This is a genomic window from Parerythrobacter jejuensis, assembly GCF_039536765.1.
In the GTDB taxonomy this organism is placed as follows: domain Bacteria; phylum Pseudomonadota; class Alphaproteobacteria; order Sphingomonadales; family Sphingomonadaceae; genus Parerythrobacter; species Parerythrobacter jejuensis.
In genome coordinates this window covers 1-20,530 of sequence record NZ_BAAAZF010000001.1, presented here as the reverse complement: position 1 = coordinate 20,530, position 20,530 = coordinate 1, and the positions used below count along the sequence as shown (strand labels likewise).

The window sequence follows — 20,530 nt, the reverse complement described above, 5'->3', positions numbered from 1 at the left end:
AGCGACAAACTGATACGAATTGCGACCTGACAAAGCGCGCGTCTTCGCGCAGGTTGCCCGTATGACCTCTGCATCGATTGCCCTGAACCGCTTTGGCCTCGGCGCTCAAGGCGTGCAAAGCGCTCCGGATCGGCCGCGCGTATGGCTGCTCGACCAGCTGTCAGAATTCGATCCTGCACCAAGGCCAATCGCGGCGCGCCCTACAGGCGCCGACGCAGCCAAGGATTTCCTCGCCTATCGTGCAGCGCAGCGCAATGCCCGGCGCGGCCAGCGCGATCTGACATCTCTGGAAGATGCGTCCGATGGTCTGCGACAAGTCCTGCGCGGATATTTTCGCGGTGCCCGGCAAAGCTACATTGCCGATGTCGGCGCTCGCGCCCAGGCCGCAGTTGAGAGCAACGCGCCCTTCGTGGAGCGGATGGTGCACTTCTGGTCGAACCACTTCACGGTCTCTGTCGCAAAACGGCAAGCCTCGGCCTTCGCCGGCCCCTATGAATTTGGGGCCATCCGTCCGCATGTACTGGGCAAGTTTGGCGATATGCTGCGTGCCACGGCTCTCCACCCGGCAATGCTGCTTTATCTCGACCAGCTCCAGTCAGTCGGCCCTAACAGCGTCGGTGCGCGGTTCCGCAACGGTCGCAGGCGCGATCCCAATCAGAACCAGGTCGGCCTGAACGAGAATCTGGCCCGCGAAATCTTCGAATTGCATACGCTGGGGGTAGATGGCGGATACGCGCAATCAGATGTGACAGAATTCGCCCGCGCGCTGACCGGATTTACCCTGGCTGGCCTGCCTTTCCTGCGCAATGCCATCGAACTGGGCAACGGGGTCGCCTTCGCCGATCTGGTTCATGAGCCCGGGAGCCGCACAATCATGGGCCAGACCTATCGCCAATCCGGCGGAGAGCAGGCCCTCGCCATACTATCCGACCTTTCCCGCCATCCAGCTACCGCGCGACATATCGCAACCAAGCTGGCACGCCATTTCAGCAGCGACGATCCGCCCCCTTCCCTGGTCACGCGACTCGAGACCGTCTTCCTCGAAACGGATGGCGATTTGCCGAGTCTGTATCGCACGCTGATCGAGGCGCCAGAGCCATGGCAGAACGGAGCTATGAAGTTCAGAACACCGTGGGAGTGGTCCATTGCGTCGCTCCGCGCCACTGGCACAACCGGAATCAATCCGCGCATCTTTACCGGTATGCAGTCGGAGTTGGGGCAAGTGGTCTGGGGCGCGCCTTCGCCCGCCGGCTATCCCGACTTGGCCAAGGATTGGGCAGCCCCGGATGCGCTGGTCCGCCGGATAGAAGTGGCGGCGCGGATTGCGGGGAACGCCCGGCCATCCAGCGTGCCGACCCTGGCCCGAAATCTGTTCCCCGATAGTCTGGGCGAACCGACTGCAACCGCAATCGCCCGCGCCGAGAGCCCGCGTCAAGGCCTCGCCCTCCTGTTGTCGTCCCCCGAAATGATGCGGAGATGAGCATGATCAACCGCCGCAAATTCGTCGCCGGATCAGCACTATTTGGCGGTGCAGCTCTGGCCTTTCCGCATATGGCCTTCGCCCAGGCAGACACAGACAGACGTCTGCTGTTTATTCTGCAGCGCGGCGCGGCAGACGGGCTTGCTACGCTGGCACCCGTCGGCGAACCCGCCTTTGCCAAACAACGCGGCGGGTTGGCGGAAGACTATGCCGATGTCGCGCAGCTCGACGGATTATTTGCCCTCCATCCGGCCTTCGCCAAGGTCGGTGCGATGTATGCCGAAGGGCAGGCCCTGTTCGTCCAAGCCATCGCTTCTTCCTATCGCGAGCGTTCGCATTTTGATGGACAGAACTTGCTGGAGACTGGGGGTAACAAGGCCTACGCACTGCGCGACGGCTGGCTCAACCGGTTGGTGGGCCTGTTGCCGGAGGGGCGTAACAGAGCGCTGGCGCTGTCGCCGTCAGTGCCCATGATCCTGCAGGGAAGCCATCCCGTTTCGAGCTACGCCCCCTCTGCCCTGCCCCAGGCTGATGAAGGCCTGATAGATCGCATTGCACAGCTCTATGAATCCGATCCTCAGCTCCGCGGCCTGCTCAGCGACGCGTTAAAAACGCGCGCCATGGCCGGCGATTCGCAAATGCGGGACCTGCGGGATGCGGAATCCGCCGGCACACTTGCAGCCTCGCTGATGAAGGAGCCGGAGGGTGCCCGCGTGATGATGATGGAATCCGACGGGTGGGACAGCCATGCCGGCCAGCGCTTCCAGTTTCGCAATCTTGCCAGCCGCCTCGATACGATGATGGGCGCTTTCCAGGCGGAGATGGGCGCGGATTGGGGCAATACGCTGGTTATCGTCGCAACCGAGTTCGGCCGGACGGTCGCGCTCAACGGTACCGGCGGAACCGATCACGGAACCGGTGGCGCAATGCTGCTGTTAGGTGGTGCCGTCAACGGAGGGCGAATTCTCGCCGACTGGCCGGGCCTGCGTCAGGGCGATTTGTATGAGGAGCGGGACTTGCGACCCACCGGATCTACCGAAGCGCACATCGCCGGCGCAATAGCCGCGCATTTCCGCATCGAACCGCAATTGGCGATGCGCACCCTCTTCCCGGACCGCACCAGCCGCCCTGTCGAGGGCCTGCTGCGCGCCTAGTCCTTCGGTTTGATCGGCCCTGCCTCGTTGGCAAGGATGCCGACCACCTGCGTCCACACTGCAACATTCTGGCGCAGCTGCACGATATCGATTTTGTCGAGCGTATCATCCGGTGTGTGATGCAGGTCGAAATAGCGGGTGCCATCCTGTTGCAAATCGATAATTGCCCCACCCTGGTCGCGCGAGATATTGATGTCTGCACCACCGCTTGCAACGATACGGGAATCGGCAACGCCGAACCTTGCCACCGACTTGGCCAGCTTGCGGTGCAGCTCCGGGTTGCTCTCGCGGAAATTGCTTTCGAAACGCCAGATACGATCTGCGCCAAAATCGCTTTCCAGCCCGACCCCGATGGGCTCGTCCAGATGGGCCGCAGAATAGGCTTTCGAGCCCCATAGGCCGGTCTCTTCGGCCCCGGCCATCAGCACGCGGATGGTGCGCAAGGGTTGGCCTGAATAGGAGACACGCAGCGCTGCGGCAGCCACGATGCCGCAGCCGGCACCATCATCAAAAGCACCTGTGCCGTTCCACCAACTATCGATATGGCAGGCGACCAGAACCGGCGGTAGCGAGGGATCACGCCCGACGATCTCGCCCACTACATTGCCACTCGTGGTTGTGCCCAGATCGCGCGGAGTGAGCGTCAGCTTCATGGTGATCGGACGCCCGTTTGCCCGCGCAAACATCCGCTCCAGGTTGAGCGCATCGGGAATGGCCAAAGCGCCTGCAGGCGTCGGAGCGAGGCCTTCGGGAAACCCGGTCCCCCCCGTATGCGGATTGCGGTGCAGATCGGTGCCGACCGACTTGATGATTGTAGCGACAGCACCTTTGCTCGCGGCGATACCAGCGCCGACCCAGCGTGCAGGGCCGGCAAATCCATATTGCGAGCCGTCTTGCGTCGGGGTCATCGAGTGCGAAATGAACGCGATCTTTCCTTCAAGGCTGCCAGCTGGCGCCGCGCGCAGATCGTCAACGGTCTCGAAATACACCACCTCGGCCGTGATGCCGTCGGGTCCGGTCGATGCACTGCCGCCCAGGGGTTGGATCACCAGTGGCTGCGCAAATGGCGCGATCACTTCTGCCTTGTGCACTTCGCCCGGAACCCAGGTCTGCATTTCGAACGGCTCATCGGCGACATTCTCGAAGCCGGCTTTTTCAAGCCAGGCGACAGCCCAGTCACGGCCACGCTTCTCCGCCTCGGTACCCGCCTGGCGCGGCCCGACTTCGGTGGTGATTCCCTCGACAAAATCCCACGCGATTTCATCTTTCACCATGGCTTCGTCAGCTACACGTTCCAGAGGAACGCTGCCGGATTGCTGGGCGAGAACGAAGGTGGGAAGCGAGAGCGCGGCGAGCGCGAGGGCAAATTTTTTCATGGCGGCGCTGCTATCGGCCAAGAATGACCGAGTCCAGCAGATCGCGTAGAGCAACAGAAAATGTGTCTGATCGGCTTACCAATTTAGAAAAGCATCCATGGTGAGACGAACCGGAATTCACACACAATTAGGATCACCTGCCGAGGCCGCTGTAAGCGATCCTACAAAAAGTTCGTGAGAACATCCATGCAGTCAAAGGCTTGCTTCAAAGAACCGGCGATTTTTGACATTGAGAAACCTCCGTCCTAATATTCATTCAGGGTCAGACGCATTTCGGGAGTTTCCGTTATGATTGACCGCACTCTAGTTCCCTTTCTTTCCGCGTTTGCCTTACTACTTAGTGGCGGTGTCGCTTTGCTTTCTTCAAGTGACACCCAGGCACAGCGGATCAACGGGCCGGTGATTCTGACATGCGATAATCAGCGGAACGAACAATGGGTCACCTTCCACGCACCGCGCGATGGGACTTTCTTCAATCAGCGGCTGGTGCTTGGCGAAGGCAGCTATTCAGTCTCCATGGTCCCGTCATCCTCTATGCGGTTCAACGCTTTTGTGTATCGCGGAAAGCAAGATTCCTTCGTCGGTAGCCGCAGCAATGTAGCTTCCCATACCCAGAGATTTGATGTCGACTGGTCTGGCGAAGAATTCCTGATCCAGCTCAAGCGCACAAGCGGTTGCACCAATTGTCGTGTGACCATGACATTGCGGGCCTACAATTGCCCGACCGTCAAATCCCAGCCGGCCAGACCCATGTGCCGACCCAACCAATGTTACCAGGATGGCGTATTCGGAACAGGCCGCTGCATTGCCAAGCGCGGGGCCAAGGGCGGCATGTGTGGATCACCCGGCAACTGATCCGCCAAGAGCACCCTGACAACGACACGCTGCCGATGTGGCAGGCTCGGCGAAGACAAGTAGTTGAGATCCGCCAGGCGTAAGCGCACGCTTAGTTGCTCGCTGCCCGCTTCCATTCGGTCAAGTCGGAGCCCTCGACTTGCGCGATATCATCCAGACGCGTGAATTCGGCATTCTCTACACGGTCCCGGCCGTTGGCCTTGGCTTCGTAAAGCGCCGTGTCGGCGCGTGCGAAGAGTTGCTCGTAAGTTTCCCCCGAGCGTGCAGTGGCAACGCCGAAACTGGCGGTCAGGCGGATGTCGCTGTTCAGATCGGGATGTTCCAGACGGGCGAAAGCTGATCTGATCCTTTCGGCCAATCCCGCAGCAGGCTCGTTCTCGCAATTCCAGACCGCAATACAGAATTCCTCGCCGCCGATCCGGCCGCCGACATCACTGCCGCGTACAGTCGATTGGATGAGGTTCCCGAACGCCGTGATGGCCTGGTCACCGGCCTGGTGCCCCCAGATGTCGTTCACTTGCTTGAACAGATCAATGTCCGCCACCACCAGGCTTAGCGGACGGCCCTCGGTTTGCGCGCGCGGCAGGAGGCTCCGTATGGACTGTTCGAACGCACCGCGATTGAGTAGCCCGGTCAACGCATCCTGTTCGGCAGCATCGCGCAGAGTCTTTGTCCATTCGGCGATCGTCGCGCCGATCAGGACCATGGCAATGGTCACGCCCTTTATCCCGAGCACGAGCCCTATCAGGGAATAATAGATCGAATCCCGATAGACCTCTGCCGGGATCGAACGCTCGAACATCAAGGTGAGGTTCGGCCTGACCAGGAAATCCGCCGCCTGAATGGCCATGATCACGATGATGGCCAGGTCGACCAGGTCGCGGCGCCGGGCCGTCAACAGCGTTGCCACGCCCATAGCAAACATGACGCCGTAGCCCGTGTTGACGATGATCAGCCGCGGGCCGACATCGTCGGAAAAGCTCACCGCCACGCCCAGCACGAAGGCACTGACAAGATAGACAATGGCAATGCTGCCCAGGTGCAACCGCTGCCCGACACGCTCGCAGACTGCGGCCAGCATCACTGCCGAGCCGAGGGTGTAGAACACCTGCGTCGTATGGAAGAGGTAGAAGGCATCGGCGGGGAAGAAATGGGTGACCAGGAAGCCCATGGCAGACAGGGCATAGGCAATCGCAAAGCCGAGCACATGGCGCTTCATCCGGCCGGCGCGCCAAAGCACCGCAAATGACACTGCGAAAAACAGTGCCATGATCGGCGTAACCAGCCCAAGAATCTGAGTTTGCATCGACCCGATTTGCTCCCTGCAGGCCGAGGTAGGGCAATATGGTTAAGGGCGTCTTTAGGGAAAGCGCGTGATCGGGAGAGAACCCAATCCCCTCACGCAGTTGTCAGCGAGGGCGAAGCCTCCTTGCCCCAGCGCCCTCACGCGCCTATCTGGGCGCGCAAAGACACCACACATTTTCTCGATCCGAAGGACCTGCCCGATGGCCGCGCAATATGCCTATGTCATGAAGAACATGACCAAGACTTTCCCCGGTGCCCAAAAGCCGGTGCTGAGCAATATCAATCTGCAATTCTACCAGGGCGCGAAGATCGGCATTGTCGGCCCCAACGGCGCGGGCAAATCCACCTTGATCAAGATCATGGCTGGCCTCGACACCGATATCACCGGTGAAGCGTGGGCGGGCGAGAACATCACTGTCGGCTACCTGCCACAGGAACCGCAGCTGGACGAGAGCAAGACCGTGCTCGAAAACGTGCGCGAAGGCGCTGGCGAAACCGCCGTCATGGTCGAGCGTTTCAATGCCATCTCCGCCGAAATGGGTGACCCGCAGGATGACACCGATTTCGATGCGCTGATGGAAGAAATGGGCGTGTTGCAGGAGAAGATCGACGCGGTTGACGGGTGGACGCTCGACAACCAACTGGAAATCGCGATGGAGGCCTTGCGCTGCCCGCCCTCCGATGCGCCCGTCACCAATCTATCCGGGGGCGAGAAGCGCCGCGTCGCCCTCACCCGGCTGCTGATCCAGAAGCCGGGCATCCTGCTGCTGGACGAGCCGACCAACCACCTCGATGCCGAAAGCGTCGAATGGCTGGAAAACCACCTCAAGGAATATGCCGGCGCTGTCCTGATGATCACCCACGATCGCTACTTCCTGGATAATGTCGTTGAATGGATCCTCGAGCTCGATCGCGGCTCTTACTACCCGTATGAGGGCAACTACTCGACCTATCTCGAGAAGAAGGCCAAGCGCCTGCAACAGGAAAGCCGCGAGGAATCGGGCCGCCAGAAGGCGCTCAGCCGCGAGCTGGAATGGATCAAGCAAACCCCTGCCGCCCGCCAGACCAAGTCCAAGGCGCGTATCCGCAAGTTCGAACAGCTGCAGGACAGCCAGGAAGGTCGCAAGCCAGGCAAGGCGCAGATCGTAATCCAGGTGCCGGAACGTCTGGGCGGCAAAGTGATCGAGGCCAAGGGTATCTCCAAGGCCTATGGCGACAAGCTGTTGTTCGAAGACCTCTCCTTCATGCTGCCCCCGGGCGGCATTGTCGGCGTGATCGGCCCCAATGGCGCGGGTAAATCCACCTTGTTCAAGATGATCACCGGGCAGGAAACCCCCGATAGCGGCACCATCGAAATCGGTGACACTGTGCATCTGGGCTATGTCGACCAGAGCCGTGACGACCTGACTCCGAGCAACAATGTGTGGGAGGAAATCTCCGACGGGCTCGATTACATGCAGGTCAACGGCCACGACACCAGCACGCGGGCCTATGTCGGCGCGTTCAACTTCAAGGGCAGCGACCAGCAGAAGAATGTCGGCAAGCTATCGGGCGGCGAACGCAACCGCGTTCACATGGCCAAGATGCTCAAACAAGGCGGCAATGTGCTGCTGCTGGACGAACCGACCAACGATCTCGATGTCGAGACGCTGGGCGCGCTGGAAGAAGCGATCGAAAACTTCGCCGGCTGCGCCGTGGTCATCTCGCACGACCGCTTCTTCCTGGATCGCCTGGCGACACATATTCTGGCGTTCGAGGGCAACTCCCACGTCGAGTGGTTCGAGGGGAACTTCGAGGCGTATGAGGAAGACAAGCGGCGCAGGCTGGGCGATGCGGCGGATCGGCCTACACGGTTGGCTTATAAGAAGCTGACTAGGTGATGTAATCAGTGGCCTATGGGGTGCATCTCTGCGTTCTCCGGAACAACTGTGACCTTTCTGGCCTGCAGTCATTACCTGAGGAGATTGGTTGGAGACTCTTTAAGGCTAACGACGATTCTCACTATCGTCTCGATTTTATGACCGGCGAGAATTGCCAGTGCGAATACCCTGATTGGGTCGCAAGACCAGAATCTTTCGGTATCCCATTATACTTCGAAATCGGCGATTTCGACTCCCTCGTTCGCTCATTCGCTAATGAAAAACTTGGTAACGCGATGGGACGGCCGATAGCAATCTTCGCAGCTATGCTAGGAAAATCTGTAGGGGGTAGTTTCTTGGTGTCTTATGCGGATGACGATGGCACTGATGTCGTTGTTACCTTTCAAGATGGAAAGCTTAGGGAATGGTCATTCGTCGGGTTCAATGAAAGAATTGTAGTTGACGGGAACATTTCGGTTGCGCGAGCCCAGTTACAGGATGGCGAGGCTGACCTCCTCCATTTTCACAGTGCTGATTCTGTTCGCTCATTTCTCGGCTATCTCCCTCCTTTCTACGCAACATTCGATCCAGCGCCAGAGATTGGAAAGTTCGAATATGTAGAGGAAAGGACCGCTACGGACGCGGCTTCAATACGCGAGCGAGGGAGAGAAAAGCGATGGGGAAACTCCCTCCGCACGCACAAGATGATGCAATTTAGGGAAGGAAGTGTTCCCATTGCAGAACGTATTTTCATCTTGTTGGTGCGAAGAACAGGCAACTATTGGGAGGGATGGGCTTACGAGGCCATCGAAAGATTCGCAAAGAAGCGAAATTGGGGAAGCGCTCGCGTGATGCTCAAGAAGATAAGGGACAGCTGGGTTCACTAGTCGGAAGTCAGGCGGACCGAATTCCGGGGGGAATTCCGGGGACAGTATACCAAATTTACCGTCACCCCGGACTTGATCCGGGGTCCCGCTTCTTCCTGCGCAGCGCTCGAAGAAAGCGGGATCCCGGCTCGGGGGCCGGGATGACGGGTGGTGGAGTGGGTGGCGCTAGTGCCAAGTCTGCAAACATGCCCAACACCTCCGACCACATTCTCTTCGTATGGCTCGGGGCCGAGGGGATCGCATCCCCAACCTTCCCCGGCAATATCGCTGACACCACTCGGGCCCGCGCGATCCCAATCACGGCGGCACGACATGACACGGCATTGCCAATTGGCAAGGACGCGCGCAAAACCCTCACCACAAGAAGCCACGGGGAGCGCACATCATGGACACGCAAACACGCAATTGGATTCTGATCGGGATCGCTATCGTCATTGGCGGCATCATCGGGATCAGTTACCCGACATTCGGCCTGCTGCTCCTCATTCCCGTCATCGCCTATATCGCTATCGTTCTGATGCGGAACAAAGGCGGGAGCGAGGCGGAGGAGAGCGTTGCGGCGGAAGCGCGACGGTTCACCGCTGATGATGGCAAAGGCGCCATCTATGTGATGCGCAAGGGCTTTATCGCAGGCCAGCAGGGCATGAATGTCACCATCGATAATCACCTGAACACGCAATTCCGCACAGGCCGCTTCGTCAAGGCCGATGTGGAGCCAGGCGAGCACACCGTCGCAGCGTTGATGGGCAGCCAGACCAAGGGCACCGCCTCAGACCATACAGTCAGTGTGGGAGCGGGCGAATGTGTCCTGCTCGATGCACAGATCAAGATGGGCGCCCTGCAGGGGACCGTCGAATTTCACGAAACCCGTGATGCTGCCGAGGCGCGCAGCAAGCTAGCCGGCCTCAAACTGGTGGAATGGCCCGTCGGGGATAGCTGACGAAGGGAGCGGGCTGCGGGCCCGATAGTCTGCACGGAATGACGACAGCGCTGGATCGATATCCGCGCGCTGTCCTACTCTGGCTGCTCCCGCTAGCTTCGCCGGGATGACCTATTCACCCTCACCTGCCATTGGCAATATCGTGCCGACACCATGGGCCGTCACCCTCGCGGAAAGTCACACCTGCGCATCGCAAGGACTTCGCAAACCCGCGGAAATCCTCGCCTCGCGTGAAAAGTCACACTTTTCGAAAACGCAGTTCGCGTTCCGCTTACGGCGTCGCCCAACGCGCTGTACCACCTTCAAACTGCGCCCGCATGTGGCCGGTATGCGCAAGGTAGAGCCAGTCGAAATGGCGCGCCTCCACCAGCAGCACCGCGAAGTTCTCCCGCCCTGGCGCGACTTGCTCGGGGGTTGGCTCCAGCCCCTCGGCCCAGTCCGGCAGGCCCGAGGTCGCCACATCCGAAATCGCGCCAGGCCCTTCTCCCAGATAACACCGCTTGGCGAAGTTGGTGCTGCTCTCCCAGGCTGCATCGGCCACCCCGCCATCGCGCTCGATCCGGCCCTGCCCTTTGCAGCGGATCTGGATCTTCGCGCCCTTGTCATAAAACAGCACACCCACCGGTGCGCCGCTTCCGATCACTTGCGCTTTCGGGCTACGAATGTCGGTATGGAAACGCAGCGTGCGCGTGGCGGTATCGTAAGCGCGCAGGATCATGACCCGTGCATCGGCATCGGTGGTTGCCACCACCGCATCATGCATCGCGTCGCGCCATTTGCGCGCACCGCGCACCAGTCTGCGGTCGATGTCGGTGCGGATGTCGTCGAGGGATTGGGGCGTTTCGCTCATGGCCGCCCCTTGTGCGTCATGACGTCATCTCGTCAAGCTCCAGTTCATTCAGCTTTCTCTATACGAACATTAACAGCAACCATACAGGCCGGTTCAGTTTCCGGTCACTTGGCCGCCCCTACCCATCGACTCATCGTTAGAGCCGCAATGGTGGGCAGCGCGGCAACAGGAAGGGAAACCGATCATGACGATCAAGCAACTACTCGAGGCTAGCGGCCTGTCTGCCCTGGCCGCGGCACTTGCCTTCACTGCGCTGCCCGCGCAGGCTTCGGAGGCGGCCGATACCCAGCGCGCAGAGCGTGATCGGGGTGACCGGCAGCAAGCTCGGCAGAATCGCGGTGAACGCCGCGAAGCCCGCCGTGGCAATCGCGGCCAGCGCCAGGAAGCCCGCCAGCAACGACGCGGCCAGCAGCGCGCCATGCCCGCACGGCAGGAACGCCGCCAGGTCCGCCAAGAGCGACGCCAGACAGAACGTCCAGCAGCACGCCAGCAGATCCGGCGTGAAGTCGCGCGCGAGAACCGCCGCGAGACCTTTCGCCGTGGTGGTGGCGACCGCGTCAATCGCGCCAACCGCCAGCTGACCCAGCGCGCGAACCGCCAGGAACGCCGCACTGTCGATCGCCAGGTCGATCGGCGCTTCAATCAGCGCGCGGATCGTCGCGAGACCCGCAGAGACGTGCGCCAGGATGCACGTCGTGACGTACGCCGTGCAGATCGCAGGGCCGACCGCCGGGACGCGAGGCGCGATTTCCGCCAGGATGCCCGCAGGGATGCCAGGCGTGACGCTCGCCGTGATGTTCGTGGCGCTCGTCGGGACGGGTACCGGAACGGCCGCCGTGACGGATACCGGGATGCGCGCCGCAATTACCGGAATGACCGGCGTGGCTATCGGAACGACCGGCGCTATGACCGTAGCCGCGATTATCGCCGGGGTGACTATCGCAAGTGGAACCGCCGCTGGCGCGACAATCGCCGGTATAACTGGCGCAACCACCGCCGGGCCTACCGCAACAGCTATCGCCTTGGCCGCTATTACGCACCCTATCGCTATCACCGGTACAACCGCATCAATGTCGGGTTCTTCCTCGACAGCGTGTTCTTCGGCAGCCGCTACTGGATCAACGATCCGTGGAGCTACCGCCTGCCGGAAGTTTACGGCCCCTATCGCTGGGTCCGGTATTACGACGATGTGCTGCTGGTAAATATCTATACCGGCCAGACCGTCGACGTGATCTACGACTTCTTCTGGTAACGCACATCCTGCAGCATTCTGCGCCGGGCCGATGGGGGTCTGCCCCGGCGCACGAAACCCCCGCCCGGGCCATGCCGGGGTGGGGGTTTCCTACATGGGAATCGCGGTTTAGCCCTTGCCGAAGGGCAACATCCGCGAAAGCCCGCCGGACTTGTCGATGAAAGTGTGTTTGAGCGCGCCGAGAATATGGAGTCCGATCAGGTAAATCAGGATCTCGCCGCCAGTGCTATGGAAGCCGAAGATCGCTTTGCCTGCATCGGGGTTCTCGCCTACCGGAAGCGCGGGCAAGGAGAACAGACCAAACACATCTACGCCTCCTCCGAAATAGGAACTGCCAAGCCAGCCCCCGATCGGCAGGCCGATCAGCATGGCATAGAAGATCACATGCACCGTGCGCGAAAGTACGCGTTCCCAGCTCTTCATCGTGTCAGGCAATGGTGGCACCTTGTGTGTAAGTCGCCAGGCGAGACGAGCCAGAGTCAGCACCAGGATCGTTATGCCCAATGCCTTGTGATTGGCCCAGATCGGTGCTGCCAATTCCCGCGTTGCAGCATGCTCTGCCGCCTCCGCGAAGCGCCAGTTCACGATCACAGCGACCGCGATTACCCAATGGAATATCATTGCCCCGGTCGAATATTTGCTTCGTCCCGTCACGGTCATAGCCAATCTCTCCTCAAAACCCGGCTTCACCATCTAGCAGGGCGCGCGGGCCGGTGCTAGATTTGCGCGCATGACGACTTCGACGATGACTCCAGACAAGGACGCCCTCGCCCGCGTTGGCAAATCAGTGCGCAAGCGCCTGGACGCGGACCCGAAGGCTTACAAAGTTCCCACGGACAAGGCGGAGATCTACGCGATCGGCGAATTCCTGAGTGCCAGCGAATGCAAGAAGCTGATGATGATGATCGATGTCGTCGCGCAGCCGAGTACTTTGTATGAAGGCACTTACAAAGACGGGTTTCGGACCTCCTATTCAGGCAATTTCGACAGCCACGACCAGTTCGTGCAAGGTATCAGCCGGCGAATGGATGATGCGCTTGGCCTGCCGGGTAAGCTGGGTGAGACGATTCAGGGCCAGCGTTATCTGCCCGGGCAACAATTCAAACCTCACCACGACTATTTCTACCCCACCGAGGAGTATTGGGAACGCGAGCGCAAGAATGGCGGGCAGCGAAGCTGGACCGCGATGCTGTTCCTCAACCATGTCGAAGCTGGCGGGGCGACCAACTTCACCAATGTCGGTATCAATATCGAGCCTAAGCCCGGTGTTCTCCTCGCCTGGAACAACGCCACTGTGGAGGGCATTCCCAACGAAGACACACTCCACGCCGGCACCCCGGTCGATCAGGGAGTGAAATATGTCATCACCCGCTGGTATCGCACCCGCAAATGGGGCTGACCCGGCTTAGCGAGCGAGCGCCTCTGCGATCAATTTGCGACTGTTTTCAATGCCGTAAAGCTTGATGAAGCTGCCCATCCGCGGACCCTGATCACTGCCAAGCAGTGTCTGGTAAAGCGCCTTGAACCAGTCGCGCAAATTCTCGAACCCGTACTCTTCGCGCTTGCCGATCTCGTATACTTCGGTCTGCAGATCCTCCGCAGAAGCATCCGTTGCGGCACCTTGCAGATACGCATCCAGAGCCCGCAATGCGTCCGCCTCGTTCGCAGCTGGCGCCCGCTTGTTCAGCGTCGGCACGATGTAATCGCGGGTGTAATTGACCGCCGCTGCAATCAGCCGGTCGAGCTCCGGTCCGCGCTTCGTATCGCCAAGATAGGTGTCGAGATACTCCGCCAGATTTGCTTCGGTTGCCTCCGCGCCCAGCACGCTCGCCAGATTGAGCAGCAAGCCATAGGTGACCGGCAACGTGTCCCCCGCACCAGGAGCCTCTGCCTCTTCGAACCCGCCATTGGCGCGCAGCAAATGCCAGGCTGGATTGCCCAATTGCTTGTCGAGCGGTTGCTCAGATAGCCGTTCCCGGTGCTGCCAATAATCATCGACCGCGCGCGGGATCACGCCAACATGCAGCTGCTTGGCGCTCTTGGGATTGGGGAAGATGTAGAAACCCAGGCTCTCTTCGCTGCCATAGTCGAGCCATTGCTCGATCGTCAGGCCATTGCCTTTAGACTTGGAAATCTTCTCGCCATTCTCGTCGAGGAACAGCTCGTAGATCAACCCGTCCGGCTTGCGTCCGCCCAGCACCTTGGCAATCTTGCCCGACTGCACGCCCGTATCGGTCAGATCCTTGCCGTACATCTCGTAATCGACGCCCAGCGCGACCCAGCGCATGGCGAAATCGACTTTCCATTGCAGCTTGGCCATGCCGCCCAGCGCGGATTGTTCAATCACGCTGCCGTCTTCATCGGTGAAGCGCACCGTGCCTGCCGCCGCATCGACGACCTCCACCGGCACTTGCAATACGTGGCCGGTAGTGGGGGAGATCGGCATAATCGGCGAATAGGTCGCCGCGCGCTCGGCCCGCAAGGTCGGCAGCATGATGTCGAGAATATCCTGGTTGTGCGCCAGCACATTCCTCAGCGCATCGTCGAAGTCGCCGGCATTATAGCGGTCACTCGCGGCCACGAATTCATAGTCAAACCCGAACCGGTCGAGAAACTCGCGCAACTTGGTATTGTTGTGATGGGCGAAGCTTTCGTGCCCGGCATCGAAGGGGTCGGGAATCCGGCTCAACGGCTTGTGAAGGTGCTTCGCCAGCATTTCCTGGTTCGGCAGGTTCGTCGGCACCTTGCGGAACCCGTCCATATCGTCACTGAAGGCGACCAGTCGCGTCTTGCCGTCTTCGGGCTTCGCCCCGATCATCGCCTCGAACGCACGCCGCACCAGCGTGGTGCGCAGCACTTCCTGGAAAGTGCCGATATGCGGCAGGCCGCTGGGGCCGTAGCCGGTTTCGAACAGCACGGGCGAACCGTCAGGCTTGGTGCCATCGGGATAGCGTTTGAGCAGCCGCTGCGCCTCCTGGAAAGGCCAGGCCTTGGAGGTTCGTGCGGCGTCAATCAGGTCTTGCATGCTCATGCGCACAGCCTCTTGCGCACAGCCGCGTATGTTGCAAGCGCGAAGAGGTGATCTGGAACACCCATTGCGGTTTGGAAGAGTGTGACTTTTGGAGGACTTGCTTGCATTTCAGCAGGTTGCATGATCCGAGGGAAAGGAAACTGTGACTTTCCAGCAAGATGGAGCTTTGCGCCCTGCATGGCCTTAGGTTCGAAGCCAATTTTTACGCAGGGCTTCGATATCATGACCATTCCTTATGCCTACGCGACCACTTGATTGCCGATAGCGATGCTTGCCCATCCAGCAGGGTAAGGCAGATTTCCACGGAGTAGGAAAGACTGCTGGCGCAGGGTCTTGCGGGGTCATAATCCGGGGTTGTTTGGACAACGGACGCTCGGTTTATTACGATTTTCGATTTCTCTTGGGCCGCCTCCTGACTGTCGGCTTCAATTCATCCAGGCGACCAAACCAGACCTTCAGCGCACGACCCAATTTTGGACTTCGCAAAGGGACTCGCTTCCTCCATGTTTGCATGATGAAGCAAAAGGGATTTGTGTTGCTTTCAGGTATGCCCGCGTCGGGTAAAACGGCGATTGGTCGAGCATTGGCTGAGCGTTTTTGCTGGCCATGCTTAGACAAGGACGATCTTCTTGAAGCTGAATTCGAGAAGTATGAAGATGTTGATTTGATTCGCAGGCAAAAGCTAAGCAGATTGAGTGACCTCGTGTTCGAGCAAAGGGCAAAAGCTCAGTCGCACGGCGTGCTGGTCTCGTTTTGGAGACCCATTGGTCAGCCAGTGTCGTATGGAACCGCCACAAACTGGCTTACCGAACTTCAATCACCAGTCGTCGAGCTACATTGCAGATGCGATCCGACGGTGGCTCAAGAACGGTTTGCTAAACGAAAGCGACATCCCGGTCACAACGATGCTTTGAGGCATGATACTTTGGTGCAGCAGTTTGCTGAACTCGCCGCGTTTGGCCCCCTTGGGACCTTGCCTTGCGTAACAATCGATACAAGCGACCTCACTGACATTGATGCCTTGGTCGACGAGGCCGCTGAAGAAGTCCGAGCGCTGCTCGTTTGGCCAAGGATCTTGTGAGGAAATGATGCTTCCATCAGAATCTAACGCAGCAGAGCCACGAAAATGGCAGGGGATCGCTTGATGGACCATGCCATGCATGTTGCCGCTATACTCAGAAACGATGCTTTTCGTTGGCACTTGCTGGGAGTGGTTGCGGAGCTGGATCTTCCTGATTGCTGGATTGCCGCTGGCTTTGTCAGAAATGCAGTGTGGGATTCACTTCACAAGCGCTCGGAAAGCCCCGTACTAGGCGACGTGGACGTTGTTTGGTTTGACCGCAACTGTTCCGATCCGGCTCGCGACCGCGCCATTGAACACACGCTCCACACCACCGAGCCAACTATTGATTGGTCAGTCAAAAACCAGGCTAGGATGCACATCCGGAACGGTGACGCACCTTACCAGTCTGCGACTGATGCAATGCGACACTGGCCAGAGACGGCGACAGCCGTTGCGGCGAAACGTGTATGCTCAGACGAATGTGAAATAGCTTCGCCATTGGGTTTAGACGACCTGATCGGTCTGGTTCTTCGTCCAACCATAAAGTTCACCGTTCAGAAGCGATCCATCTTTGAAGAAAGGGTGCGCAGCAAGGCATGGCGCAGAAAGTGGCCGATGCTCAAATGCGAAGCATCATAGGCCCGCTCTCACCCTCAGATACGGCCATCAGATGATGGAAGAAAGTGGCTCGATAGCGGAGCCAATCTGGATGACGCCGCTTTAGTTTTCTCCCAATCCGAACACACGGACTTTGCTCTGAGAGTCTTGGACCGTGGCTGGATGAGGACTGCGACTTGATCCTGACAGTGCGACCACCGGCCTAACGCGCCTGGTCGAGTGCCTTCCGCAAAGTCGCCAGGTCGCGCAGTAGTTGATCCGTATCAAGAGTTCCCAGCACCGGGGCGATATCTGCGAAGAGCGGCACCACTGCCGCCACGGCCTCTTCACGTGCAGCGCGGCCGGCATCGGTGATGAAAACCAGTTTGCCGCGCGCATCGCTCGGGTGCGCTTCGATCCGCACCAGTCCGGCACGCTCCAGCTTGTCCAGCGTGGCCGTCATACTCGGGCGGGCGACCTGGAAAGCCTCGGCCAGATAGCTGGGGGATTTCCCATCTCCCAGGCGGCAAAAATGGTTGAGCACGCCGAACATTGCTTCATTGAGCGGGCGCGGAAGGACTTCACGGAAGGCGGCGCTGGAAAGCTGGCTGATAATGCCGATTTCGTTGAACAGCTGGTAGACCGGATTGTCTGCAGGCGTATCAGGCATCGGTCAATTTCGCCTCCAGGGGCCAGCGCGGGCTGGCATCGACGGCCGGCCCAAATCCGGCGCGGGCAAACATCTGCACCGTGCCGCCCTCTGGTGCAAGCAGGCTGTGAATTTCCTTGTAGGGGCCCGCCATTTCGGGGAATTCCTGCAAGGCCTGGCTCCATGGATGCACCGCCAAGCCAGCTTGGGTTGCCGCCAGGTTAAGCCGCACCCATGCCGCGCCCGCCGCCAATTGGTCGGTGCGCGTGTTGGTTTGCGTGGTCAGCCAGACGAAAGCAGGCGTGGCGTCGATCATCGATTGATACATGTCATAGCCGGACTCAAAAGCAGTGGTGCCGGGCGTATCGAGCGCATCCTTCGTCACAAGGCCCACAGCATGGCCAGCGCTCATCACCGGGCCGGCAAGGTCGATACCGTCGGGCCGGGCCACGGCAGCATCATTGCCGATCCGCATCAAATCGATGCTTTCGCGGCGGGTGGCATCGGTTTCATACTCGATGGTCCAGGCCCGCATGGCGTTCTCACGCAGAGCGGTGACACGTTCGGGCACACCGGTTGCCCCACCCTGCACCGGCTCTGGCAAGCCAGCAATAAGCGGCGCAAGATCGGCATTGCTGACCGGGCGATCGGCATAGGGTTCCTTCACCGAACGACGCGCGAGTATGCTTTCAAACAGCGGATCGGGCCTCACTCCACCAGGGACAAGGCGGATGCGTGCGATCCGGCCAGCATCGAGCAGCGGTTGCCCTTCACCATCCGGGAACGGATCAATCTGCGCGTCAAACCCTTGCTGGGCCGCCGCAATCCGCAACAGCTCGATCATACAGCCGAAGCCGATAGTAATCTGGCGATTGAAAGGGTCGGTTTCGGGCAGGCGCTTGTCGAGATCGATCCGCACATCAATTGCGTCTTCGCCTACCAGCGTGAACTCCCACGGCTGGCGATTGTGCGGATTGGGGGCGAGGATGGCGAAAGAGAGCGCATTGAGCCGCGGATCGCCAAACCCCTGCCCCGCCTTGCGCCACGGTTCACGCGCCCGCGACATGGATGGGGTGAGCAGCGAGTAGGCTCCCGCACCCAACACCACGAGCGCACCCGCTCCACCAATTGCCAGAAACTTCCGTCTGCTTACCATCTTGCTCGCCTCATTATCATTTGGTTAGTTGTCTAACTATCTAGAGACAAGGCGAGCGTCAAGAGCTTGCTAGGCGAAAGGTCGCAACGCCCTCCAGATCCATACCGGGATCACGGGCTGATCCTGGAGCCGATCCTTCGGCGGCGGAGCCCGCTTCGATCGAGGAATATCGCGGGCGAACAGCCCCTCTTTCAGGATCGGCTCATTCATAGGTCACCATCTCGAACTCAATCCCGTCCCAGTCGAAGAAATAGAACCGGCGGCCCGGATCGTAATCGTCATGCCCGAACGGCTCGAGCCCGGCAGCTTTGACTACCGCCTCGGCAGCTTCCAGATCATCCACTACAAAGGCCAGATGATTGAGCGGCAGGCCCTTGGTGTAGCCGCCCTTCACATGATCCCCAGTATAGATTGCGAGGTAGTCTGCCCCGTTCTCAACCGTGCTGCCGATATGGATCGTCCGGCCATACTTCTGGCTCGGCCCGCGCCAGCGTTCCACCCAGCCCAGCATGTCCTTGAGCAAATTCGCCAGTCGCTCCGGCTCCGTGACCGAGATGTTGGCGTGTTCGAGATATCCTTTGGGCATGGTCGCACTCCTTGTCTTTCATGGCCGGTGCGCGGGCGGCTTCCCGCTGCCCCGACCGACCGAAATCGAATCGTCGTGCCAGTTTTGTGCAACCTCAACTTAACTTGAGGTCAAGATATTTCTGACCTACACAGAGTCATGCACAAGAACGACCTTCTCCCGATCGGGGAACTTGCCCGCCGCACCGGCCTCTCGGTCTCGGCGATCCGTTACTACGAGGATAAGGGACTGATCAGCTCCTTGCGCACAAACGGCAACCAACGGCGATTCTTGCGCGGTGAGATCAGGCGGTTCAGCTTTATCCTGATTGCACAGCGTCTGGGATTGTCACTGGGCCAGATCGAGGATCAGCTTGCGCGCTTGCCGCAGGGCCGCAACCCGACCGCACGCGACTGGAAACAGATCAGCACCGCCATCCGGGCCGACCTGGATGCGCGCATTGCCGAGCTCGAGCGCGCTCGCAAACGGCTCGACGGCTGCATCGGCTGCGGCTGCCTCAGCCTGAAGACCTGCGGGATTTACAACCCGGCCGACAAACTGGCGGCCCAAGGACCAGGGCCAAGACAGGTGCTGGGTGGATAGGAGAAGGTCAGCTTGGAGGCAATTTCGGACATTAATGACAGTGTAAGAGCAGCCTGTTAGCCGACATCGTATGCGCCTCTATCTTCTCTTGTTCACAATTCTCTCAACGCTTTCATTCGACGCGCCTCAGGCTCAGGAGTTACGCGATGCAGAGCAACCCAGCCCAATAGCGCGCGGAGAGGCACCAGCAGCATCCAGCGTGCTCGGCTTGGTCGAAAAGGACTGCGATGAGTGTCCAGAAATGAGGCGAGTGACGCTAGAAAACGGCGACTCCATTCTCGTAGCAACACATGAGCTAACATGGCGCGAGTACAATTTTAGTGTCGAGCAATCGCAGTGCCCTTTGCCTAGTCAAGTTGCCAGCGTTCCCTCCAGCGATCTGCCGGTGACGCATATCTCCCCAATCGAGTTCAACTGCTATCTGGACTGGCTAAATGGCAGAACGCAAGGCGGGTATCGTCTTCCCACGGCGGAAGAGTGGCGCGCTTTCGCCAAGCCGGCCGCGCAACGCAAGTTCCCGTGGGGGGAAGAGCTAGGATGGGATAATGCCGTGGTCTTTGAGCACTTCGACCCGGCTCCGCTGCGCAAATTTAACGTAGCTCATTCTTGGGTTGGAGGGCGCACACCATCGATTCACAGTTTCCTACTCCCCGTAGGAAGTTTCGCTCCTAGTGAGCGCGGTCTCTACGATATTGTCGGTAACGTGGCAGAATATACGAGCACTTGGGAGCCTGGGCCCCCGACTTGTCTTCGCGTAGCCAGTAGCCAGGAATGCCAGGTGGCTGTCATTCTCGGCGGCGGCGTCTTCGATCTCGTTGCTGAAGATGGGTTCATGGCATTCGCCTCGAAGCGGTTCGTGAACCTACCACAAGACGTCGGTTTCAGAATTGTGAGAAACGGTGAATGAG

Annotated in this window: 20 protein-coding genes; 12 read left to right on the top strand and 8 right to left on the bottom strand. The window is 59.6% G+C overall.

Annotated features, from left to right (window positions below; genetic code table 11):
* Window positions 1-61: 61 nt before the first annotated feature.
* Together ABD653_RS00100 and ABD653_RS00095 are read left to right on the top strand one after the other, a co-directional pair.
* On the top strand, window positions 62-1,480 hold the full coding sequence (locus ABD653_RS00100; protein WP_199801115.1) for a DUF1800 domain-containing protein: 1,419 nt from the start codon (window positions 62-64) through the stop codon (window positions 1,478-1,480).
* Window positions 1,477-2,634: a DUF1501 domain-containing protein gene (locus ABD653_RS00095; RefSeq protein ID WP_325065391.1), complete on the top strand. Its 1,158-nt coding sequence runs from the start codon at window positions 1,477-1,479 to the stop codon at window positions 2,632-2,634. Before ABD653_RS00100 ends, ABD653_RS00095 begins: the two co-directional genes overlap by 4 nt.
* On the opposite strand, the gene ABD653_RS00090 is transcribed toward ABD653_RS00095, so the two are convergent.
* Window positions 2,631-4,010, bottom strand: a complete 1,380-nt coding sequence (locus ABD653_RS00090) for a M28 family peptidase (RefSeq protein WP_160779290.1) — start codon at window positions 4,008-4,010, stop codon at window positions 2,631-2,633. The genes ABD653_RS00095 and ABD653_RS00090 overlap by 4 nt on opposite strands.
* 288 nt (window positions 4,011-4,298) lie before the next feature.
* Here ABD653_RS00090 and ABD653_RS00085 point away from each other — a divergent pair, with 288 nt between their 5' ends.
* Window positions 4,299-4,865: a hypothetical protein gene (locus ABD653_RS00085; RefSeq protein ID WP_160779289.1), complete on the top strand. Its 567-nt coding sequence runs from the start codon at window positions 4,299-4,301 to the stop codon at window positions 4,863-4,865.
* A gap of 91 nt (window positions 4,866-4,956) precedes the next feature.
* Here ABD653_RS00085 and ABD653_RS00080 read toward each other — a convergent pair whose 3' ends face one another.
* Window positions 4,957-6,171 (bottom strand): GGDEF domain-containing protein, encoded by a 1,215-nt coding sequence (locus tag ABD653_RS00080; RefSeq protein ID WP_160779288.1) that lies wholly within the window; start codon window positions 6,169-6,171, stop codon window positions 4,957-4,959.
* 199 nt (window positions 6,172-6,370) lie between these two features.
* Between ABD653_RS00080 and ettA the strand changes: the two genes are divergently transcribed.
* From ettA to ABD653_RS00065, 3 genes are all read left to right on the top strand, one after another.
* Window positions 6,371-8,050, top strand: a complete 1,680-nt coding sequence (gene ettA, locus ABD653_RS00075; protein ID WP_160779287.1) for an energy-dependent translational throttle protein EttA — start codon at window positions 6,371-6,373, stop codon at window positions 8,048-8,050.
* Window positions 8,051-8,187: 137 nt separating this feature from the next.
* A complete protein-coding gene (locus tag ABD653_RS00070) occupies window positions 8,188-8,916 on the top strand; it encodes a hypothetical protein (RefSeq protein WP_160779286.1) in 729 nt (242 codons plus the stop codon).
* A 385-nt stretch (window positions 8,917-9,301) separates the two neighbouring features.
* Entirely contained in the window at window positions 9,302-9,856 is a 555-nt protein-coding gene (locus ABD653_RS00065) for a hypothetical protein (RefSeq protein ID WP_160779285.1), read from the top strand.
* Between the two features lie 271 nt (window positions 9,857-10,127).
* Here ABD653_RS00065 and ABD653_RS00060 read toward each other — a convergent pair whose 3' ends face one another.
* Window positions 10,128-10,706, bottom strand: a complete 579-nt coding sequence (locus tag ABD653_RS00060; protein WP_160779284.1) for a PNPOx family protein — start codon at window positions 10,704-10,706, stop codon at window positions 10,128-10,130.
* A 184-nt stretch (window positions 10,707-10,890) separates the two neighbouring features.
* Between ABD653_RS00060 and ABD653_RS00055 the strand changes: the two genes are divergently transcribed.
* Window positions 10,891-11,958, top strand: coding sequence for an RcnB family protein (locus ABD653_RS00055; RefSeq protein ID WP_160779283.1), 1,068 nt, complete (start codon window positions 10,891-10,893; stop codon window positions 11,956-11,958).
* Between the two features lie 108 nt (window positions 11,959-12,066).
* On the opposite strand, the gene ABD653_RS00050 is transcribed toward ABD653_RS00055, so the two are convergent.
* Window positions 12,067-12,618, bottom strand: a complete 552-nt coding sequence (locus ABD653_RS00050) for a cytochrome b (protein WP_160779282.1) — start codon at window positions 12,616-12,618, stop codon at window positions 12,067-12,069.
* Between the two features lie 70 nt (window positions 12,619-12,688).
* On the opposite strand from ABD653_RS00050, the gene ABD653_RS00045 reads away from it, so the two are divergent.
* Window positions 12,689-13,357: a prolyl hydroxylase family protein gene (locus ABD653_RS00045; RefSeq protein ID WP_160779281.1), complete on the top strand. Its 669-nt coding sequence runs from the start codon at window positions 12,689-12,691 to the stop codon at window positions 13,355-13,357.
* Window positions 13,358-13,363: 6 nt separating this feature from the next.
* Here the strand turns inward: ABD653_RS00045 and ABD653_RS00040 are convergent, their stop codons facing one another.
* Complete coding sequence (locus tag ABD653_RS00040; RefSeq protein ID WP_160779280.1) at window positions 13,364-14,989, bottom strand: lysine--tRNA ligase; 1,626 nt, start codon at window positions 14,987-14,989, stop codon at window positions 13,364-13,366.
* A gap of 511 nt (window positions 14,990-15,500) precedes the next feature.
* Between ABD653_RS00040 and ABD653_RS00035 the strand changes: the two genes are divergently transcribed.
* Together ABD653_RS00035 and ABD653_RS00030 are read left to right on the top strand one after the other, a co-directional pair.
* A complete protein-coding gene (locus ABD653_RS00035; RefSeq protein ID WP_160779279.1) occupies window positions 15,501-16,070 on the top strand; it encodes a P-loop nucleotide/nucleoside kinase family protein in 570 nt (189 codons plus the stop codon).
* Window positions 16,071-16,133: 63 nt separating this feature from the next.
* On the top strand, window positions 16,134-16,691 hold the full coding sequence (locus ABD653_RS00030) for a nucleotidyltransferase family protein (RefSeq protein WP_160780409.1): 558 nt from the start codon (window positions 16,134-16,136) through the stop codon (window positions 16,689-16,691).
* A gap of 181 nt (window positions 16,692-16,872) precedes the next feature.
* On the opposite strand, the gene ABD653_RS00025 is transcribed toward ABD653_RS00030, so the two are convergent.
* The 3 genes from ABD653_RS00025 to ABD653_RS00015 form a co-directional block, all read right to left on the bottom strand.
* Entirely contained in the window at window positions 16,873-17,319 is a 447-nt protein-coding gene (locus tag ABD653_RS00025; RefSeq protein ID WP_160779278.1) for a MarR family winged helix-turn-helix transcriptional regulator, read from the bottom strand.
* Window positions 17,312-18,454: an Acg family FMN-binding oxidoreductase gene (locus ABD653_RS00020; protein ID WP_160779277.1), complete on the bottom strand. Its 1,143-nt coding sequence runs from the start codon at window positions 18,452-18,454 to the stop codon at window positions 17,312-17,314. Before ABD653_RS00020 ends, ABD653_RS00025 begins: the two co-directional genes overlap by 8 nt.
* Window positions 18,455-18,656: 202 nt before the next feature.
* A complete protein-coding gene (locus ABD653_RS00015) occupies window positions 18,657-19,040 on the bottom strand; it encodes a VOC family protein (protein ID WP_160779276.1) in 384 nt (127 codons plus the stop codon).
* 138 nt (window positions 19,041-19,178) lie between these two features.
* On the opposite strand from ABD653_RS00015, the gene soxR reads away from it, so the two are divergent.
* Together soxR and ABD653_RS00005 are read left to right on the top strand one after the other, a co-directional pair.
* A complete protein-coding gene (soxR, locus tag ABD653_RS00010; protein WP_160779275.1) occupies window positions 19,179-19,622 on the top strand; it encodes a redox-sensitive transcriptional activator SoxR in 444 nt (147 codons plus the stop codon).
* Window positions 19,623-19,692: 70 nt separating this feature from the next.
* Complete coding sequence (locus ABD653_RS00005) at window positions 19,693-20,529, top strand: formylglycine-generating enzyme family protein (protein ID WP_160779274.1); 837 nt, start codon at window positions 19,693-19,695, stop codon at window positions 20,527-20,529.
* Window position 20,530: the final 1 nt, after the last annotated feature.